This window comes from Rhizobium sp. NZLR1, assembly GCF_017357385.1.
In the GTDB taxonomy this organism is placed as follows: domain Bacteria; phylum Pseudomonadota; class Alphaproteobacteria; order Rhizobiales; family Rhizobiaceae; genus Rhizobium.
This window is the reverse complement of record NZ_CP071632.1, coordinates 3,013,953-3,031,769: the sequence shown is the minus strand read 5'-3', so window position 1 is coordinate 3,031,769 and position 17,817 is coordinate 3,013,953. Positions and strand designations below refer to the sequence as shown.

Sequence of the window (17,817 nt, the reverse complement as noted above, 5' to 3'; positions counted from 1 at the left end):
GCTTGCCGGTAAGCTGTAAACGCGCGATATTGTCGCATCAGACGGGAATCTTGATCCCGCAGCGCCTCTTTCGACCGACCCTGGTCCAACCTCGAGTCCCTCCGGAGACGTGAATGGCTTTTTGGAAGCAGTTTGTACTTTCGCTCATCGTCATTGTTGCCGGCTTCGCCGCGTGGGTTTTCTTTGTGCCCGGTGCCGGCGATACGATGCGCGATGCAGGTATTCCAGGCAGCATCGTTTCCAAGATCGCGCCAAAGGCTGAGGGGACCGCGGATGCCGACGCTCCCGCGCGGGCGCAAGGGCAGCAACGTGGTGAGGGACAGGGGCAGAACCGCCGAAATGCCGACGGGCGCAACAGCGCCATCCTCGTTGCGACGCAGGCCGTTGTCCAGGGCGTCGTCAACGACCGGCTGAACGCCATCGGCACGGGTGACGCGATCCGCTCGGTCGCGGTCACGCCCCAAGCATCGGGTACGATCCGCGAAATCCTCATCAAGTCGGGCGACAGGGTGAAGGCCGGCCAGGTGCTCGCCACGCTCGACAGCGAGGAGCAGGTGATCGCCCGCGGCCAGGCGGATGTGGCAGTCAAGGCTGCCGTCGAGAAATCCAATCTCTATCACAACATCAAGTCCAGCGTGTCGCGCATGGACGTGTTCGATTCCGAGATCGCCGAGCAGGGGGCGCGGCTGCAGCTGCAGGCCGCCGAACTCAATCTCGCCCGGCGCAACATTATCGCGCCGATCGACGGCATCGTCGGTATCTTACCGGTCAACATCGGCGACAACGTCACGACGAGCATCCCGATCGTCACGCTCGACGACCGGTCGGAAATTCTCGTCGACTTCTGGGTGCCGGAGCGCTTCGCCAACACGGTATCGCTCGGTCAGCCGGTCGAGGCGATGTCGGTGGCAAAAGCCGGACAGGTATTTTCGGGTATGGTCGAGGCCGTCGACAACCGCATCGACGCGGCAAGCCGCACGCTTCGCCTGCGCGCCAAGATCGGCAACAGTTCGGATGAGCTGCGCGCCGGCATGTCCTTCAGCGTCAGCATGAAATTTGCCGGCGACAAATATCCGGCAGTCGATCCCGTCTCGGTGCAGTGGGATTCGCAGGGCTCCTTCGTCTGGCGGGTCAACGACGACAAGTCGCGCAAGGTGCGGGTCAGCGTCGTGCAGCGCAACCCGGATTTCGTGCTCGTCAAAGCCGACCTCAAAGACGGCGACAAGATCGTGACGCAGGGTCTGCAGCGCGTGCGGGAAGGCGGGGCGGTGCGTCTGAGCGCCGATGTCGCCGCGAATGCGGAGGTCGCCACCCAGTGAGCGTGACCGAGATCCATCAGGACAGGCCGTCGGGCAAGCAGAGCTTCACTGCGCTTTTTGTTCGCCGGCCAATCCTGGCGCTGGTGTTCAACACGCTGATGGTCGTCGCCGGCCTTGCGGCTTACGTCGGCGTCGAGGTGCGTGAACTGCCGGATGTCGACCGTCCCGTCGTCACTGTGCGCACGACCTTCGACGGCGCATCGCCGCAGACGATCGACCAGGAACTGACCAAAGTGATCGAGGGCGCGGTGGCGCGTGTCAGCGGTCTGAAATCGATCTCATCGACCTCTTCCTTCGGCCAGAGCCGGGTGACGCTCGAATTCTCCGATGCGATCGATCTCGCCGTCGCCGCCAACGACGTGCGCGACGCGATTGGCCGCATCACCCAGAACCTGCCTGACGAAGCGGATGCGCCGCAGATCGTCAAGGCGGACTCGGATTCCTCGGCGATCATGCGTCTTGCCGTCACCTCCACCAAGCTCAACATGGACGACCTGACACAACTCGTCGAAAACGAGGTGATCGACCGCCTCGCATCTGTCGACGGCGTCGCCGACGTTGAGGAATATGGCGACCAGGAGAAGGTTTTCCGCGTCGATGTCGACCAGGGCGCGCTGGCGAGCCGGGGACTGACCATCGGCGATCTGACGAAGTCGCTCGACAACGCTGCACTCGACGTGCCGGCGGGATCGCTGAAGAGCAATACGCAGGATATTGTGGTGCGCGCCACCGCCAACCTGCAGACGCCGGCAGATTTTTCCAAGGTTATGCTGCAGGACCGTGTCAGGCTTGGCGATGTCGCGACGGTGACGCTTGGACCACGCGACGGCGAAACGGCGCTGCGCTCCAACGGCAAGCCGGGCATCGGCCTCGGCATCATCCGCCAGGCACAGTCGAACACGCTGAATATCTCGACCGGCGTCAAGGCCGCCGTCGAGCAGCTGTCGAAGACGCTGCCGGAGGGCACGACGATCGCGATCACCAGCGATGACGCCGTCTTCATCCAGGGTGCGATCCATGAGGTGGTGCTGGCGCTGGTGCTCGCCGCCGTTATCGTCACCGCCGTTATCTATCTCTTCCTGCGCGACTGGCGCGCGACGCTGATCCCGGCGGTCAGCATGCCGGTGGCGCTGATCGGCACGCTGGCGGCGATCTATATGGTCGGCTTCTCGATCAACATTCTGACGCTGCTCGCGATCGTGCTGGCAACGGGCCTCGTCGTCGACGACGCGATCGTGGTGCTCGAAAACATCGTGCGCCGGCGCGCTGAAGGCATGGGGCCGCGCGCGGCGGCCGTGCTTGGAACACGCGAGGTGTTCTTCGCCGTTATCGCCACGACCGCGACTCTCGCGGCTGTGTTCATACCGCTATCCTTCTTGCCGGGACAGGTCGGCGGCCTCTTCCGTGAATTCGGCTTTGTGCTCGCCTTCTCCGTCGGGCTGTCGTCGATCGTGGCGCTGACGCTCTGCCCGATGCTTGCCTCGCGCATGCTGACCAAGCCGATGATCGAGGATCACGGCGCGCTCGGCCGTTTCGGCGGGGCGCTTGCCCGCCTCTACAAATGGGCGCTGCACGGCTGCCTCAACGCCCCCTTCGTCGTCATCCTGTTTTCGGTAATCCTCGCCGGCGCGGCACTCGTCGCCTTTTCCACAGTCAAGAGCGAGTTGACACCCGAAGAGGACCGGTCGATGGTGATGATGCGGCTGACGACGCCGCAGGGATCGAGCCTCGAATATACGCGCGACAAGATGCAGCTCGTCGAGGAATATCTGCAGCCGCTGGTCGATAAAGGCGACATCCGCAACGTCTTCTCGATCTCCGGCCAGGGTGGTTCGCTGAACAGCGGCTTCATGGTGTTGACGCTCGCTCCCTGGGGGGAGCGCCATCGGACGCAGGCGGAAATCGTCGCAGACATCAACCAGGCGGCATCAAGGGTGCCGGCCCTGCGCGGCAACGCCATCTCCTCCAACAGCCTGCGCATCCGCGGCGCCGGCAGCGGCTTGCAGATGGCGTTGATCGGCAATGATCACGAGGCGCTGACGGCGGCCGCCGCCAAGCTGGTCCAGGCACTCGACGCCACCGGCCAGTACGATACGCCGCGCCTGACCAACGAGCCCAGCCAGGCGCAGGTGTCGGTGGCGATCGACCGCGAGCGCGCTTCCGATCTCGGCATCGACATAACCGGGCTTTCGACGGCGATCCAGTCGCTGCTCGAAGGGCGCTCGGTGGTCGACGTCTTCGTCGATGGCGAATCCTACCCCGTGCTTCTGACGTCGACGACGCGGCCGATTGACGATCCGACCGACCTAGAGAACGTGTTCCTGAAAACCGGCGACGGCAAGATCGTGCCGATGTCGGTGATCGCCACGATGAAGGAAGGTTCGGTCGCGCCGCAGCTCAACCGCGAGCAGCAGCTCGCCTCGGTCGCGATCACTGCCGGTCTCAGAAACGGCATGTCGCTCGGCGATGCGGTCAAGCAGGTGACGCAGCTTGCGCAGCCGTTGCTGCCGGCTGGCGCACGCCTACTGCCGCTCGCCGAAGCCGCGACGCTGGAAGAGAATTCAAATGGCATGGCACTGACCTTCGGCTTTGCCATCGTCATCATCTTCCTGGTGCTGGCGGCGCAGTTCGAAAGCGTGCTGTCCTCGCTGATCATCATGTCGACGGTGCCGCTCGGCCTGGCTTGCGCTGTCTTTGCGCTCATCATCACCGGCTCCAGCCTCAACATCTACAGCCAGATTGGCCTCGTGCTGCTGGTCGGCGTCATGGCGAAGAACGGCATCCTGATCGTCGAATTCGCCAATCAGCTGCGCGACCGGGGTGAGGACGTGCGTTCCTCGATCGAGAAGGCCTGCGCGCTGCGCCTTCGCCCGGTGATGATGACGATGATCGCCACCATCCTCGGCGGCGTGCCGCTGGTCTTTGCCCATGGCGCGGGCGCCGAAGCGCGCGTCGCGCTCGGCTGGGTGATCGTCGGTGGTCTCGGCTTTGCGACGCTGGTGACGCTGTTCATCACGCCGGTCGCCTACCTGCTGCTTGCCCGCTTCGCCAAGCCGCACGCTCATGAAGAAGCGCGGCTACACGAGGAGATGGCGGTCGCCACCCGGCCGCGCGCAGCATCCGCCGAGGAGCAGCTTCAGGCCGCCGAGTAAAGTTCACATCCGACTTAAGCGCCGCCGGATCCCGTCTGACGGCATTTTTATGGGCTATGAACCTTACGAAATAAGATAAATTACTTCCGAAGTTTAGCCGTTTGTTAAGCATAAACGGCAATTATCGTTACCAGTAACCGGCTGGTCTTCTTCATTTCTTGAAGGCTGCAATTCGCTGGAGTTCCAGCGACCCCGGACATGAATGTCCGCGCGGCAACGGTTCATTTCTTGTGTCGTTTGCGTCTGTTTTGCGTTTTGGAGTTTAGTTCCCGTGAGTATTTATCAGCGCGTCTCCGTGGACGCGGCGCTTCATGTGCTGCGCGATATCAACCGGAATATGACGGTCACGCAGAACCACATCACGACCGGCATGCGTGTCGCAAAAGCCGCCGACAATGCCGTCTACTGGTCGGTCGCCACCACCGCGCGCACTGACAACAAGGCGGTTTCGGCGATCCAGGATGCGCTCGGCATGGCGGCTGCGACGATGGGCACAGCCTATACCGGCGTCCAGAACGTCATCGACGTCGTCTCCGAGATCAAAGCCAAGCTGGTTGCCGCAACCGAAGACGGCATCGACAAGAACAAGGTCGATGAAGAGATCAAGCAGTTGCAGGAGCAACTGCGCAGTGTTTCTGAATCAGCAACCTTCAACAGCGACAATTGGGTGATCCTCAACAACGACGCGACGCCGACGCAGCCGCGCCAGATTCCGGCCTCCTTCATCCGCAATGCCGACGGGACGGTCTCCGTCGGCATGCTGAGCTATCATATCGACACGACGCCGGTCGGAGCCACGACCTCCAAGGATGCGCGCTATCTGATCGACGACCGTGCCACCGGTTCTGGTGAATATGGCGTGCTGACCTCGTCCAATTTCGCCACCGAACTCGGCGCCGCACAGAACTACGTGTTGATGACGAGCAAGAACGGCACCACGGCCGGCCAGGTGGTGATCTCGGTGGCAACAGGTATGACGAAAGGCCAGATCGGGCAGATGATCAGCGTTGTCGATGCGGCGCTGACGCAGCTGACGACGGTCGGTTCGGCCTTCGGCGCGCTGGAAAAACGCATCAACCTGCAGAACGACTTTGCCACCAAACTGCACGATAACAACACCGCCGGCATCGGCCGCCTCGTCGATGCCGACATGGAGGAGGAGTCCAGCAAGCTCAAGGCGCTTCAGACGCAGCAGCAGCTCGGCTTGCAATCGCTGAATATCGCAAATGCCACTTATGATACGGTAAGGCAGTTGTTCCAGAATTTCTAAGCGATCGCCCAGCCCGCCATCCTCGTGGTTCGAGACGGCCCCTAAAGCGCGTCGCGATCCTTCGGATTCGCTTCTCGCGCTTTAAGTCTTTGTTTTTATGTATGTCGTTATCCCGGAACCGCTGCACACTTCCGGGCGACATGCATTCGGGCCTTCTTACCGGGCTTATCGTCGCACCTTGCTGCCCGTAAGCGTGGTCGATCTGTCAAAACCGGTGATATCAGCGCATTCCCGCAACATGGCGCCTGTTTCGGCGACTGAAATTCCCTTATCAACAGCACATCTTCATTTTCTTGCCGCAATCCTTGCCATTTGCTCGCATCAGCTTTGAACGGAGACCGACCTGTCCATGATCAAGAAATTCCTACTTCTGGCTGTTGCAGCAAGCTATCTCAGCGCTTGCACGACGACCGATCCCTATACCGGTGAACAGAAGGTTTCCAATACGGCGGGCGGCGCGGCGCTTGGCGCCCTCGGGGGCGCTCTCGTCGGCGTGGCTGTCGGTGGCGGCGGCCACGGCAAGCGCAACGCAGCGCTGATCGGCGCCGGCGTCGGCGCACTCGCCGGCGGCGCGATCGGCAATTACATGGACCAGCAGGAATCCGAGCTTCGCGCCCAGCTCGAAGGCACCGGCATTTCGGTGACCCGCAACGGCGACAACATCATCCTCAACATGCCGTCGAACATCACCTTCGACGTCGACCAGGACGCGGTGAAGCCGGGCTTCTATCCGACGCTGAATTCGGTGGCGATCGTGCTGCGCAAATTCAATCGCACGCTGATCGACGTCAATGGCCATACGGATTCGACCGGCAGCCTGCAACACAATCAGGACCTGTCGCAGCGCCGCGCGCTTTCGGTTGCCGATTACCTCGGCGGCCAGGGAATCGACCAGCGCCGGGTGTCAGCCGTCGGCTTCGGCCCTTCGCAGCCGGTCGCTTCCAATGCGAGCGAGGCCGGCCGCGCCCAGAACCGCCGCGTCGAAATCCAGATCGCGCCGATCACCCAGGGCTGAGTGGGATTTTTCCGTCTTTGAAGCGGCCGGGCCATGCCCGGCCGTTTTGTTATTGCTGCATCGTCGCGCCCTTGGTGATTTTGTCGACGATCTTCTTTTCGGCCCGTATTGCGATGCCGACCACCTTGGCATCGTTGGGCGCAAACTCGGCGAAGACGGCGCGGTTGGCCGCGTCGTGGCCGGTCGCAAACATTTCCTCGATGAACAGCGAGGCGGTGATATCGCGCTCCAGCGCACGGCGGTGGACGGCTGACATCGTCGCCTCGTCAGCGGAGAGAACAATGATCGGCTGGATCGATAGTGGATTGTAGAGATTGCCGGCACGGTCCTTGTAGGGCTCGCCAATGATCTCGGGATGCCCGCCGGCGATGCCGGTCATCAGGAAGGCGGTGACGTTCAGCTTCTGCCAGCCGGCAAGATTGTTTCGCAGGACGACGGCAATTTTGGTATCAAACATCGGACAGTTACCTCTGTATCGGTCATGGAGTATCGGGCCCATTGAGCCAGGATCTACATCCGCAGGCCTTCGAAGGTCTTGAACGTTTGTGCGCAGGACCATCCGGCAACGCCATCCTGGCGGCGCCGGCTTTTCCCGGCATCGAGCGCATCGGGGCGCAATTCTCAGGCAATGCCTTCGAGCCGCACCGTCACGACACCTATGCGCTCGGCGTGACGCTGAAGGGGGTGCAGACCTTCCGCTATCGCGGTGAGCAACGTTTCAGCCTGCCGGGGCAGGTGATCGTGCTGCATCCGGACGAGGAGCATGACGGCGGGGCAGGGACCGAGGACGGGCTGCAATACCGTATGCTCTACTTGGAGCCGTCGTTGCTTCTCGAATGCCTGGAGGCGGATGGGGTCGGCCTGCCTTTCGTCGACGAACCCGTCATCGGCGATCCAGCGCTGGCGGGTGTGCTGCTCGCCGCTCTCAGCGAACTCGACCGCGAACTGGATGAGCTTTTCGTCGACGATTTCCTGTCGCAGGTGGCGGGCGGGCTGTCCCGGCATGCGTCGATGCCGCGCCGGCCGCTCGGCGGCGTTGCCTGGCGGCAGGCGCGGGCGGCGCGGGATTATCTCGAGGCGCATGCAACGCGGCCGGTACGCTCCGGTGAACTCGAGGCGGTGACCGGGCTCGACCGTTTCGCGTTGTCGCGGCATTTCCGGACGGCCTTCGCCACCAGCCCGCATCGCTACCTGCTGATGCGGCGGCTGCAGCAGGCGCGGGCGATGATCGGCGCAGGCGAGGGGATTTCGGATACGGCAGCGGCAACGGGCTTTGCCGACCAGAGCCATCTCAACCGGCATTTCAAGAAGGCCTATGGCATGACGCCTGGCCAGTGGGCAACGCTCGTCCACAACTCTGCGCGGCGCTTTACACGGGGTTTTCCGCAAGGCCTGAACGGCGGGCGGTGAAGCGGGCGAGCATCGGGCCGATCATCAGGATCACCAGGAAACGGCCGGTCTGCATCGCCATGACGAAGGGCACGTCGACATCGCTGGAGGCGGCGATAATGGCGACGGAATCGGCGCCGCCGGGGCTGGTGGCGAGATAGGCCGTCAGCGGATCGATGCCGGCGAAAATATGAAGGGCAGCCGCCATGCAGCCGCAGAGCGCCATCAGCAGGAGGATGCAGGCCGATACCCGCGGCAGGGCGCGCGCCACGTGGTTGATGATCGAACGGGTGAAACGCAGGCCGATGCTCCAGCCGACGAGCGCATAGGCGATGGCAAGCAGCCACATCGGCAGCTCGATCTTCAGGAGGCCCGAGCCCTGCAGAAAGGCGCCGAGAAAGAGCGGCACGATGATCGTGCCGCCCTGGATGCGCAGACGTTTTACGCCATAGGTACAAAAGGCCGCAAAAGCTAACGTCGCCGCAAAGGCCGGCCAGTCGACTTCGGGGAAGAGGACGAGCGGCGGCGGCTCGGCACCGTCGGCCGCCACCCACAGGCGCGAGATCACAGAGGCGCCGACGGCGACGAAGACGACGCGCAGATATTGCATAAAGGCGACGAGGCGGGCGTCGGCGCCATACGCCTCCGACATGATGACCATGGCGGACGCGCCGCCCGGCGAGGAGCCCCAGACGGCAGTCGTTCCCGGCAGGACCTGCCAGCGTGTCAGAAGCCAATCGAGGCTGGTGGCGATGGCGATGACCGAGAAGATGAACAGCAGAAAGAGCGGTGCGTCCTTTGCCATGGTGCCGAGAATGTCTGGCGTAATGGTGCGCGCCATCATGAGGCCGACGAGGACCTGGCCGAGCTGCAGCGGCCAGAAGGGCACATGAAGCTTTCCCTTGCCGACGGCGAGCGCCAGCAAGATCGCTGCGACCATCGGCCCGATCAGCAGCGAGGCAGGCAGGGCGAAGAGTTCGAGGAAGACGGTGAAAGCGAGCGAAAGCGCCAGCAGCAGCGCCCATTTCGGCAGGCCGGTATCGCGCAGCAGGCGGCTTGCGTCGCTGGGTGACATGTTCCCCGTATCTTTCCTGGCCGGTGCCAAGCCCTGAGGCTGAAGGTGGGAGGATGTCCCGGCATGGCAAAGAGCGGCCGGTGGCAAAGACCGCCTAGCGCGGTCCGGTATAGGCGGGTGCGAGGCGGACGGTCAATTGCGAAATCGGGCTTTATCGGCGTCCTGGACTGCGAAATTGATTCATCCGGCCGCGTCAAGCCATTGTTTTTATGCGCGTCGTCGTCGCGAACTGCTGAACGGTTTGGCCGCGATGCATCAGAGACGCACGTGGCTGGCGAGAAAATCGAGCAGCGCGCGCACGCGTGCCGGCAGCGGGCCGCCTTGACCGATATAGAGAGCGTGGAATTCCTCGCGATCGCCGGGATTGAGGTTTTCGAGCACCGGCACCAGCCGGCCGGCATCGATATCGGCGCGCACGGTGAAGGCGGCAAGTCTGGCGAGGCCGGCGCCGGATAGCGCCAGATGCCGCATGGCTTCGCCGTCTCCCACCTGTACGCCCGGCATGATCGGGACAGTTACCGTCTCGCCTCCTTCGCGTAGCGGCCAGCCCTCGACGGCGCGGACGTAGGAAAAGCCGATGCGGCAGTGGCGGTGGAGATCGGTGACCGTGCGTGGCTCGCCGTGATGCCCGAGATAATCCGCCGAGGCAACGATGATCTTGCCGGTGGCGCCGAGCTTGCGGGCGATCAGGCTGGAGTTCTTCAAGGGGCCGGCGCGGATCGCGACGTCGGCGCGTTCCTCCATCAGGTCGACAATCCTGTCGGTATGGGAAATATCCAGCGTCACGGCGGGATGAAGCGCCATGAAGGCTGGAACCAGCGGCGACAGCACATGATAGCCGAACGAGCCGCTGGTGTTAATGCGGATGCGGCCGGCCGCTTCCTCGCCGGTCGAAGCATGGCGTTCCGCCTCGCCGATATCTGCAAGGATGGCGATGCTGCGCTCATAAAAGGCGCAGCCCTCGGGCGTCAGTTGCAGCTTGCGGGTCGAACGATTGACAAGGCGGGCGCCGAGGCGTGCCTCCAGCCGGGCGACGAGCTTGCTGACGGCCGACGGCGTCATGCGGCGGGCCATGGCGGCCGCGGAAAAGCCGCCGCGCTCGACGACACTGACGAAGACTTCCATTTCGCCGGAGCGGTTAATGTCCTGACGGCTCATGATGAATTCAAGTCACAGATGATTTGCTGGAATGCAATCTATATCACCAAACGGCCAAGGTCTATCCTACAGGAAACGAAGGAGACAGATCCATGGACTACAGAAATCTCGGCGCATCCGGCCTCAGAGTGCCGGTGTTGAGCTTTGGCGCGGGCACATTCGGCGGCAGCGGGCCGCTGTTCGGCGCCTGGGGCAATACCGATGCGGAGGAGGCGCGAAGGCTCGTCGATATCTGCCTCGAAGCCGGCGTCAATCTCTTCGACACGGCCGATGTCTATTCGGCCGGCGCTTCCGAAGAGGTGCTCGGCCAGGCGATCCGCGGCCGGCGCGACGCTGTGCTGATCTCGACGAAGACAGCGCTGCCAACGGGCGAGGGGCCGCAGGACTGGGGAACTTCGCGGGCGCGGTTGATCCGTGCGACGGAAGATGCGTTGCGCCGGCTCGGGACCGACTATATCGACCTCCTGCAGCTTCACGCCTTCGATGCCTCGACGCCGGTCGAGGAGGTGTTATCGACGCTTGACGGGCTCGTGGCATCGGGCAAGATCCGCTATGTCGGGGTTTCGAACTTTTCTGGCTGGGAGCTGATGAAATCGCTTGCCGCCGCCGAGCGCCACGGCCATCCGCGTTATGTCGCCCATCAGGTCTATTATTCGCTGGCGGGCCGCGATTACGAATGGGAGCTGATGCCGCTCGGCGCCGACCAGGGCGTTGGAGCCCTCGTCTGGAGCCCGCTTGCCTGGGGACGGTTGACCGGCAAGATTCGCCGCGGCCAACCGCTGCCGGCGTCAAGCCGGCTGCACGAGACGGCGCAGTATGGCCCGCCGGTCGACGACGAGAAACTGTTCGACATCATCGATGTGCTGGACGCCATCGCAGCCGAGACCGGCCGGACGGTGCCGCAGATCGCCATCAACTGGCTGCTCAGCCGGCCGATGGTCTCGAGCGTCATCATTGGCGCCCGCAACGAGGAGCAACTCAGGCAAAACCTCGGTTCGGTCGGCTGGGGCCTGTCCAAGGATCAGATCGAAAGGCTCGACGCCGTCAGCGCTGTAACAGTGCCCTATCCCTATTTCCCCTATCGGCGGCAAGAGGGTTTTGCGCGGCTCAACCCGCCGATCGTCTGAGGCGCCGGAGACGACGGACTTTGTGTATGGCTACCGGCCTATAACAAAGGGGGAATGAAATCTTCTGCCAATCTTAACTGGACAGCCGCTTTGACTTGCCGCATACCCAGCCTGCTGCATAATTCCTTAAATCGGAATCGATTTAAGGATGAAATTATGCAGCAATTTTAAAGTTCTACAGCGTCCTTTGCACATCTGAAAAGACGCGCGGCGCTGTAGCCTGCGGGACACGATACGGTTTCGGCGGAATGGCAGGGAGATTAAAGGGATGGCGCTGAAGGACGCGAAGGCCGGCACACGCAACGAGGCGGGCATCGCCGCCGTGCTCGGTATTCTCAAGCAGAGCTTCGGCGAGCGCTTCCAGACCGGCCAGTCCTTCCGCGAACAGCATGCCCACACGACCACCTACATCCCGCCGCAGTTGCCCGACGGCGTGCTCTTTGCCGAGAGCGCCGAAGATGTGAAGGCGGCGGTCAGGGCGTGTGCGGCCCACAAGGTGCCGGTGATCGGCTTCGGCGTCGGCACCTCGCTGGAGGGCCAGGTCAATGCCGCCAATGGCGGTATTTCCATCGATTTCAGCCGCATGAACCGCGTGCTCGAGGTCAATCCGGAGGACCTCGACTGCACCGTCGAGCCGGGTGTGACGCGCGAAGCGCTGAACATCCATCTGCGCGATACCGGCCTGTTCTTCCCGATCGATCCCGGCGCCAATGCCTCAATCGGCGGCATGGCGTCGACGCGGGCCTCCGGCACCAATGCCGTGCGCTACGGGACGATGAAGGACAATGTGCTTGCCGTCACCGCGGTCACCGCCAATGGCGAGGAGATCCGCACGGCGCGGCGCGCCCGCAAGTCTTCCGCCGGCTACGATCTGACGCGGCTCTTCGTCGGCGCTGAGGGTACGCTCGGCATCCTGACCTCGGTGACGCTGCGCTTGCAGGCGATTCCGCAGAAGATCGCCGGTGGCGCCTGCGCCTTTCCGAGCGTCAAGGCTGCTTGCGATGCCGTCATCATGACGATCCAGATGGGTATTCCGGTGGCGCGCATCGAGCTGCTCGATACGGTGCAGATGCGGGCCTGCAATGCCTATTCCAAGCTTTCCTATGCCGAAAGCCCAACGCTCTTCCTCGAATTCCACGGCACCGACGAGACGGTGCCGCTTCAATCGGCAGCCTTCGCGGAGATCGCGGCAGAATGTGGCGGGGCCGAATTCCTGTGGACCGCCAATGCCGAGGAGCGGACGAAACTCTGGAAGGCCCGCCACGACGCCTATTGGGCTGCAAGGGCGCTGGCGCCTGGGCTTGCCGCACTTTCGACCGATGTTTGTGTTCCGATATCGAGGCTCGCCGATTGCGTTTCCGAAACGCAGGCGGATATCGAGGAGCACCGGCTGCTGGGACCGATCGTCGGCCATGCCGGCGACGGGAACTTCCATGTGCTGTTGTTGTTCGACGATAGACGCGCCGAAGACATCGTCATGGCCGAGAGTTTCGTGCAGCGGCTCAACCGGCGGGCGCTCGACATGGACGGGACATGCACCGGTGAACACGGGATCGGTCAAGGCAAGATGGCGTTTCTGAAACAGGAACTCGGAGGCGCGGTAGATCTGATGCGACAGGTGAAACAGGCGCTCGATCCGGACGATATCTTCAATCCCGGCAAGATTTTCTACCATGGCTGACCGGAATATTCTCCTGAACTTGGGCCTTCGCCCCGGCATCGACAGCGCTAGGGCATTTCCGTTCTCTGCACTTCGGAAATGCTCTGTCTTTTTGTTTTTCCGCAATTCGCTGAGAACATCACTTCGCGCTTTTCCCGGCAAAACCGCTGTGCACTTTTGCTGTAAGTGCTCTAGTGTCGGCACCAGAATCCCGAATGGAGAATCCTTGAATTGGTAGGCCGGTTCCTCGTCTTTCTGGGGGGAGTGATCGTCGTAGCGCTGTTTGTGGCGCTGCTTGCGCCGCTATTCATCGACTGGACGGATTTCCGCAAGAATTTCGAGGATCAGGCGAGCCGCATCATCGGCAAGAAAGTCACTGTCTACGGGACGGTGGATGCGCGGCTCCTGCCGTTTCCGTCGGTCACGCTGCATGATGTGCGCGTCGGCCAGGAAGCGGACGGCACGCCGATCGTCCAGGTCGAGCAGTTCTCCATGGATGCGGAACTCGCGCCTTTCCTGTCGGGAGAGGCGCTGATCTTCGACATGCGCGTCGTCAATCCGAAGGTGCGCCTGAGATTGCTCAAGGACGGCACGCTCGACTGGATGCGCGGCAGCCGCGCCGAAATACCGGCGAAAACCGTCGTTCTCGAAAACGTGCATGTCAGTGGCGGCGAAGTCGAGTTCATCGATGATCAGTCGGGCCGTTCACGCCGCATCACCGGCTTCAATGCGGAAATGTCGGCCAAGTCGCTGGCCGGCCCCTGGCGCATCGAGGGCGATGCGGCCCTTGACGGCGAGCACGGCAGCTTTTCGATCTCGAGCAGCCAGCCGGACGAGAAGGGCGTGCTGCGCATGCGCACGAAGCTTTCGCCGGACAAGCACCCCGTCAGCATCGATCTCGACGGTGAACTGAAGCTCGTCGACAGCAAGCCGAACTATCAGGGCCAGCTTTCGGCAGCGATTGAAAACCGCAACAGTGCCAAGCCCGCCAACAAGAAAGAGCAGCCGCCGCGCGTCAAGGGCCGCTTCGAGCTCACCAACGAACGCATCCGCATTCCCGAATACCGGATGGAGATCGGCCCAACCGACGATCCCTACGTCATAACCGGCGAGGCGACGCTGGATACCGGCAATCAGCCGGAATTCCTGTTGACCGCCGACGGGCAGCAGATCGATGTCAACCGCATCGGCAATCAGGGTGAGGCCGGCAAGACGACGCGCGACGCGGCGGTTTCGGCACGCCAGCGCCTTAATTCGCTGATCGATGTCATCGGCCAGGTGCCGATTCCGCAGGTGCCGGGCAAGGCGAGTGTCAAGCTGCCGGCGATCGTCGCCGGCGATACGACGCTGCGCGACGTGCAACTGGAGTTGGAGCCGGCCGGTACCGGCTGGATGATCGACAGCGCCAGCGGTACGCTGCCGGGGCGTACGCAGGTGGAAGGCAAGGGCAAGCTGCTGCTTCAGGGCGACGCCTCGTTCAACGGCCAGATCGTGGTGGCCTCCAGCCAGCCGACGGGACTTGCCTCCTGGCTTGCCGGCTCGGTCGATCCGGCCATCCGGCAATTGCGGCAGGCGGGCTTTTCCGCCAATGTCAGCCTGACACATGAATTGCAGCGGTTCGAAAATCTTGAAATCGCCATCGGGCCGGCGACCCTGAAGGGCCGGCTGGAGCGGCAGGCGCTTTCCGGCCAGACGCCGACGCTGTCGGTGGCGCTGAACGGTGATACGCTCGATCTCGATGCGCTGCAGGCGCTGAGCGGGCTGATGACTGGCCAGGATGCCGGCGACAACGTGCTGGACCACAAGATTGCCGCCCAGCTCAAGGCCGATAAGTTCACCGCCTTCGGCGTCGATGCCGAAAATGTCGAGACCACCTTCACGATCGCCGACGGCGCGCTTGCCGTCGACCGGCTGTCGATCAAGAACATCGCCGGCGCCGAGCTGACGGCGACCGGCAGGGCGGAAGGCTCGCTGCTCGACTACAAGGGCGCGGGCGAGATCACCTTCAAATCGGCTGATCCCGGCGGCTTCTTCACCATGCTGCGCGAGCACCTGCCGCATCACCCGGTGCTCGACCGGCTGGTGCGCAATGCCGGTTGGTACGGCAATACGGCGCTGCGCGGCGCGCTGACGCTCGGCGGTGATGAAGGCAACGCCCTGACGGTAACGCTGGCGGGCGTCTCGAATGGCAGCCGCGTCAATCTCGACTACCGCATGTCCGATCTCCTGGCGCTGACCGGCAACGGCACGACGAGCCTCGAAACGACGCTCGAAAACGCCGTGCCGTCCGTCTTGTTCGGCCAGGCCGGGCTCGATCCGCTGCCGGTCGATGTCGGCGCCAATGGCCGCCTGACACTGAAGGTGAAGGCATCGGGCAACGATCCTGCCGATGCGGCGCTGACCTTTGCGACCGACCGGACCTCGTTCACCGCCAATGGTAAGGTCGATGTCCGGCCGGAGACTTTCATGAACGGCCAGATCGTGCTTTCGCTCGACAGCGCCGACATCGACCCCTACCTCATCATGAACGGGATCGCCCTGCCGCAGACGGGAACCGGGCTGCCGTTCGGCCTGCAGGTCAATGCCGCCGTCGATAGCGACAAGATCGTCTTTTCCGATCTCAAGGGCCATGCGGCCGACAACGAGTTTTCAGGCGCGCTAAGCTTTGACCGGAAGGCTGCGAAGACGACCGCGTCCGGCGAGCTGAGGCTCTCCAAGGCTGATGCCGGCTGGCTCGGCGAGGCGGTGTTCGGCCAGATCGTCGATCCCGCCAATGGCGCGCTGACGACGGCGCCGCTCGGGTTGCCCGTCTTCAAGGATCTCGACGTCAATGTGAAGCTGACGGCCAAGCAGTTCTGGCCCGGTCTGCCGGAAACGGAGGTCACCGACTTTACCAGCAACGTCGCCTACAAGGGAGACGAGCTGCAGCTCAATGACATGGCCGGCAACTTGGATGGCGGAAAGCTCTCCGGCAATCTGCTGTTCACCAATGCCGATGGTACCGGCTTCCTGCAGACGAAGCTTGCACTTGCCGATTCCGATCTTGCCGGCGTCGTCTGGTTGCGCGACGGCGCGCCGATCGCCAACGGCAAATTCGGATTGTCGCTGTCGATGGAAGCCTCGGGCAAGACGATCGGCGAGATTGCCAGTTCGCTCAACGGTTCGGGCGAACTGAGGCTCGGCGAAACCAGCATACGTGGGCTGAACCTTGCCATCCTTCCACCGCTGCTTGCTGCGACCGACACGATGCAGGAGCAGATCAATGCCGGCAAGGTGCATCCTATCGTCGAGACGCTGCTCAGCAACGGAGAGGCGAAGCTGCCGCCACTCGGCATCCCCTTCAATATCACCGATGGGACATTGCGCGTGCAGAACGTCACCGTCGCCAACGATCTGGCCCGCATCACCGCCGATGCGCAGATCGCGCTGCCGGAGGAGCGGATCACCGCGACGCTGGGCGTCGGGCTCAATCCGGGCACGGAAGCGCTGTCCGGCGCCGAGCCGGCGCTCAGGCTGAATTTTTCCGGCATGCTGCCGTCGCCCGGCAAGACGATGGATGTGACCGATATCACCAGCTATCTGTCGCTACGCGCTTTTGAGCGCGAGCGCCGGCGCGTCGAGCGGCTACAAGCGATCGTGCTCGAAAAGCAGCGGCTGCGGCGCGAGGCAGCACTCTACCGGTTCAATGACGCCGAGCGCGTCAAGGCGGCTGAGATCGAGCAACAACGGCAGGCGGAGGAAGAGCGACTGCGCGCATTGGCGCAGGCAGCGGCGGCGCAAAAGGCTGCTGCCGAGGCTGAGGCTGCACGCACGGCGGAAGCCAAAGCCAAGGCGGATGCGCAGGCGAGGGCTGCCGCCGAGGCGGAAGCGGCGCGGCGCAGCGGGCCGCTGCCCGGTTCGCTCAATTTCGACCAGGTGCCAGGCGTTCAGGCGCAATGAAAATGCATGGGATTTGATTACAGCTCGCGGCTACAGCGCCGCGCGTCTGAAAGACGCGCAAAGGACGCTGTAGCGCTTTCGATTCCGATTTAAGAACTATGCAGTAGCGCCGGCTTTCGCCCAAGCGAGCACATGCAGCCGGAGCGCCGAGGACAGGTTGCTGTCTGGCGGCCGATGATCATCGATCTCCGAAATCAGCGCGGCGAGCGGTATAGAGCGGCTTGCGGCGATCGTCTTCAGCTCGGCCCAGAATTCATCCTCCAGCGAGAAACTGGTGCGGTGGCCGTGTAATGTCGCCGAATGCTTGCGGATCATGAAGCGGCTTTACATCTTGATGGGATTGTCAGATCGATTCATGCAAACCGCATAAGTGGCTGATCTCAATGCAGGTCGCCCGGAAGTGTGCAGCAGTTGCGGGACAACGACATGCACAAGACAAAACTTTCAGAGTTCACTCCGGCTGTTCAAGCTTTGCATGAAACCGTCACGCGCCATCGTCATCCGTCTCGATCCGGCCGTCTCGATGCGCCCTGTCAGCCTTTTCGTTCAGGCTGCGGGTGAGCTGCTTTTCGGCCTTGGTGCGGCCGAAGGAAATACGGTTCTGTTCGGCCTGCGTCTCCTTTTCGGAGCGGGCCTGCTTCTTGCGGAATTGGCGCAGATTGACGATTTCGGCACTCATGCGGGGCCTTAATCCTTATGAAAAAGGGAGGCTT

At 62.8% G+C, this 17,817-nt stretch carries 13 protein-coding genes; 8 read left to right on the top strand and 5 right to left on the bottom strand.

Annotation, left to right across the window (positions count from 1 at the left end):
* Positions 1-113 precede the first annotated feature (113 nt).
* The 4 genes from J3O30_RS15110 (at position 114) to J3O30_RS15095 (ending at position 6,756) form a co-directional block, all read left to right on the top strand.
* Entirely contained in the window at positions 114-1,319 is a 1,206-nt protein-coding gene (locus J3O30_RS15110) for an efflux RND transporter periplasmic adaptor subunit (protein ID WP_207581095.1), read from the top strand.
* Complete coding sequence (locus J3O30_RS15105) at positions 1,316-4,471, top strand: efflux RND transporter permease subunit (RefSeq protein ID WP_207581094.1); 3,156 nt, start codon at positions 1,316-1,318, stop codon at positions 4,469-4,471. Before J3O30_RS15110 ends, J3O30_RS15105 begins: the two co-directional genes overlap by 4 nt.
* 271 nt (positions 4,472-4,742) lie before the next feature.
* Positions 4,743-5,741, top strand: a complete 999-nt coding sequence (locus tag J3O30_RS15100; protein ID WP_207581093.1) for a flagellin — start codon at positions 4,743-4,745, stop codon at positions 5,739-5,741.
* Positions 5,742-6,090: 349 nt separating this feature from the next.
* Complete coding sequence (locus J3O30_RS15095; protein WP_003564977.1) at positions 6,091-6,756, top strand: OmpA family protein; 666 nt, start codon at positions 6,091-6,093, stop codon at positions 6,754-6,756.
* Positions 6,757-6,805: 49 nt separating this feature from the next.
* On the opposite strand, the gene J3O30_RS15090 is transcribed toward J3O30_RS15095, so the two are convergent.
* Positions 6,806-7,213 (bottom strand): DUF2000 family protein, encoded by a 408-nt coding sequence (locus J3O30_RS15090; RefSeq protein ID WP_207581092.1) that lies wholly within the window; start codon positions 7,211-7,213, stop codon positions 6,806-6,808.
* Positions 7,214-7,254: 41 nt separating this feature from the next.
* Between J3O30_RS15090 and J3O30_RS15085 the strand changes: the two genes are divergently transcribed.
* Positions 7,255-8,166 carry an AraC family transcriptional regulator gene (locus tag J3O30_RS15085; RefSeq protein WP_207581091.1) on the top strand — a complete coding sequence of 304 codons (912 nt, stop codon included), beginning with the start codon at positions 7,255-7,257 and terminating at the stop codon, positions 8,164-8,166.
* On the opposite strand, the gene J3O30_RS15080 is transcribed toward J3O30_RS15085, so the two are convergent.
* Positions 8,126-9,220 carry an AbrB family transcriptional regulator gene (locus J3O30_RS15080; RefSeq protein WP_207581090.1) on the bottom strand — a complete coding sequence of 365 codons (1,095 nt, stop codon included), beginning with the start codon at positions 9,218-9,220 and terminating at the stop codon, positions 8,126-8,128. The genes J3O30_RS15085 and J3O30_RS15080 overlap by 41 nt on opposite strands.
* A gap of 255 nt (positions 9,221-9,475) precedes the next feature.
* Positions 9,476-10,378 carry a LysR family transcriptional regulator gene (locus tag J3O30_RS15075; RefSeq protein ID WP_207581089.1) on the bottom strand — a complete coding sequence of 301 codons (903 nt, stop codon included), beginning with the start codon at positions 10,376-10,378 and terminating at the stop codon, positions 9,476-9,478.
* Positions 10,379-10,470: 92 nt separating this feature from the next.
* Between J3O30_RS15075 and J3O30_RS15070 the strand changes: the two genes are divergently transcribed.
* The 3 genes from J3O30_RS15070 (at position 10,471) to J3O30_RS15060 (ending at position 17,104) form a co-directional block, all read left to right on the top strand.
* On the top strand, positions 10,471-11,505 hold the full coding sequence (locus J3O30_RS15070; RefSeq protein ID WP_207581088.1) for an aldo/keto reductase: 1,035 nt from the start codon (positions 10,471-10,473) through the stop codon (positions 11,503-11,505).
* A 268-nt stretch (positions 11,506-11,773) separates the two neighbouring features.
* On the top strand, positions 11,774-13,186 hold the full coding sequence (locus J3O30_RS15065; protein WP_207581087.1) for an FAD-linked oxidase C-terminal domain-containing protein: 1,413 nt from the start codon (positions 11,774-11,776) through the stop codon (positions 13,184-13,186).
* Between the two features lie 210 nt (positions 13,187-13,396).
* Complete coding sequence (locus tag J3O30_RS15060; protein ID WP_207581086.1) at positions 13,397-17,104, top strand: AsmA family protein; 3,708 nt, start codon at positions 13,397-13,399, stop codon at positions 17,102-17,104.
* A gap of 96 nt (positions 17,105-17,200) precedes the next feature.
* On the opposite strand, the gene J3O30_RS15055 is transcribed toward J3O30_RS15060, so the two are convergent.
* Positions 17,201-17,419 carry a ribbon-helix-helix domain-containing protein gene (locus J3O30_RS15055; RefSeq protein WP_207581085.1) on the bottom strand — a complete coding sequence of 73 codons (219 nt, stop codon included), beginning with the start codon at positions 17,417-17,419 and terminating at the stop codon, positions 17,201-17,203.
* Between the two features lie 169 nt (positions 17,420-17,588).
* On the bottom strand, positions 17,589-17,783 hold the full coding sequence (locus tag J3O30_RS15050) for a DUF4169 family protein (RefSeq protein ID WP_007630199.1): 195 nt from the start codon (positions 17,781-17,783) through the stop codon (positions 17,589-17,591).
* Positions 17,784-17,817: the final 34 nt, after the last annotated feature.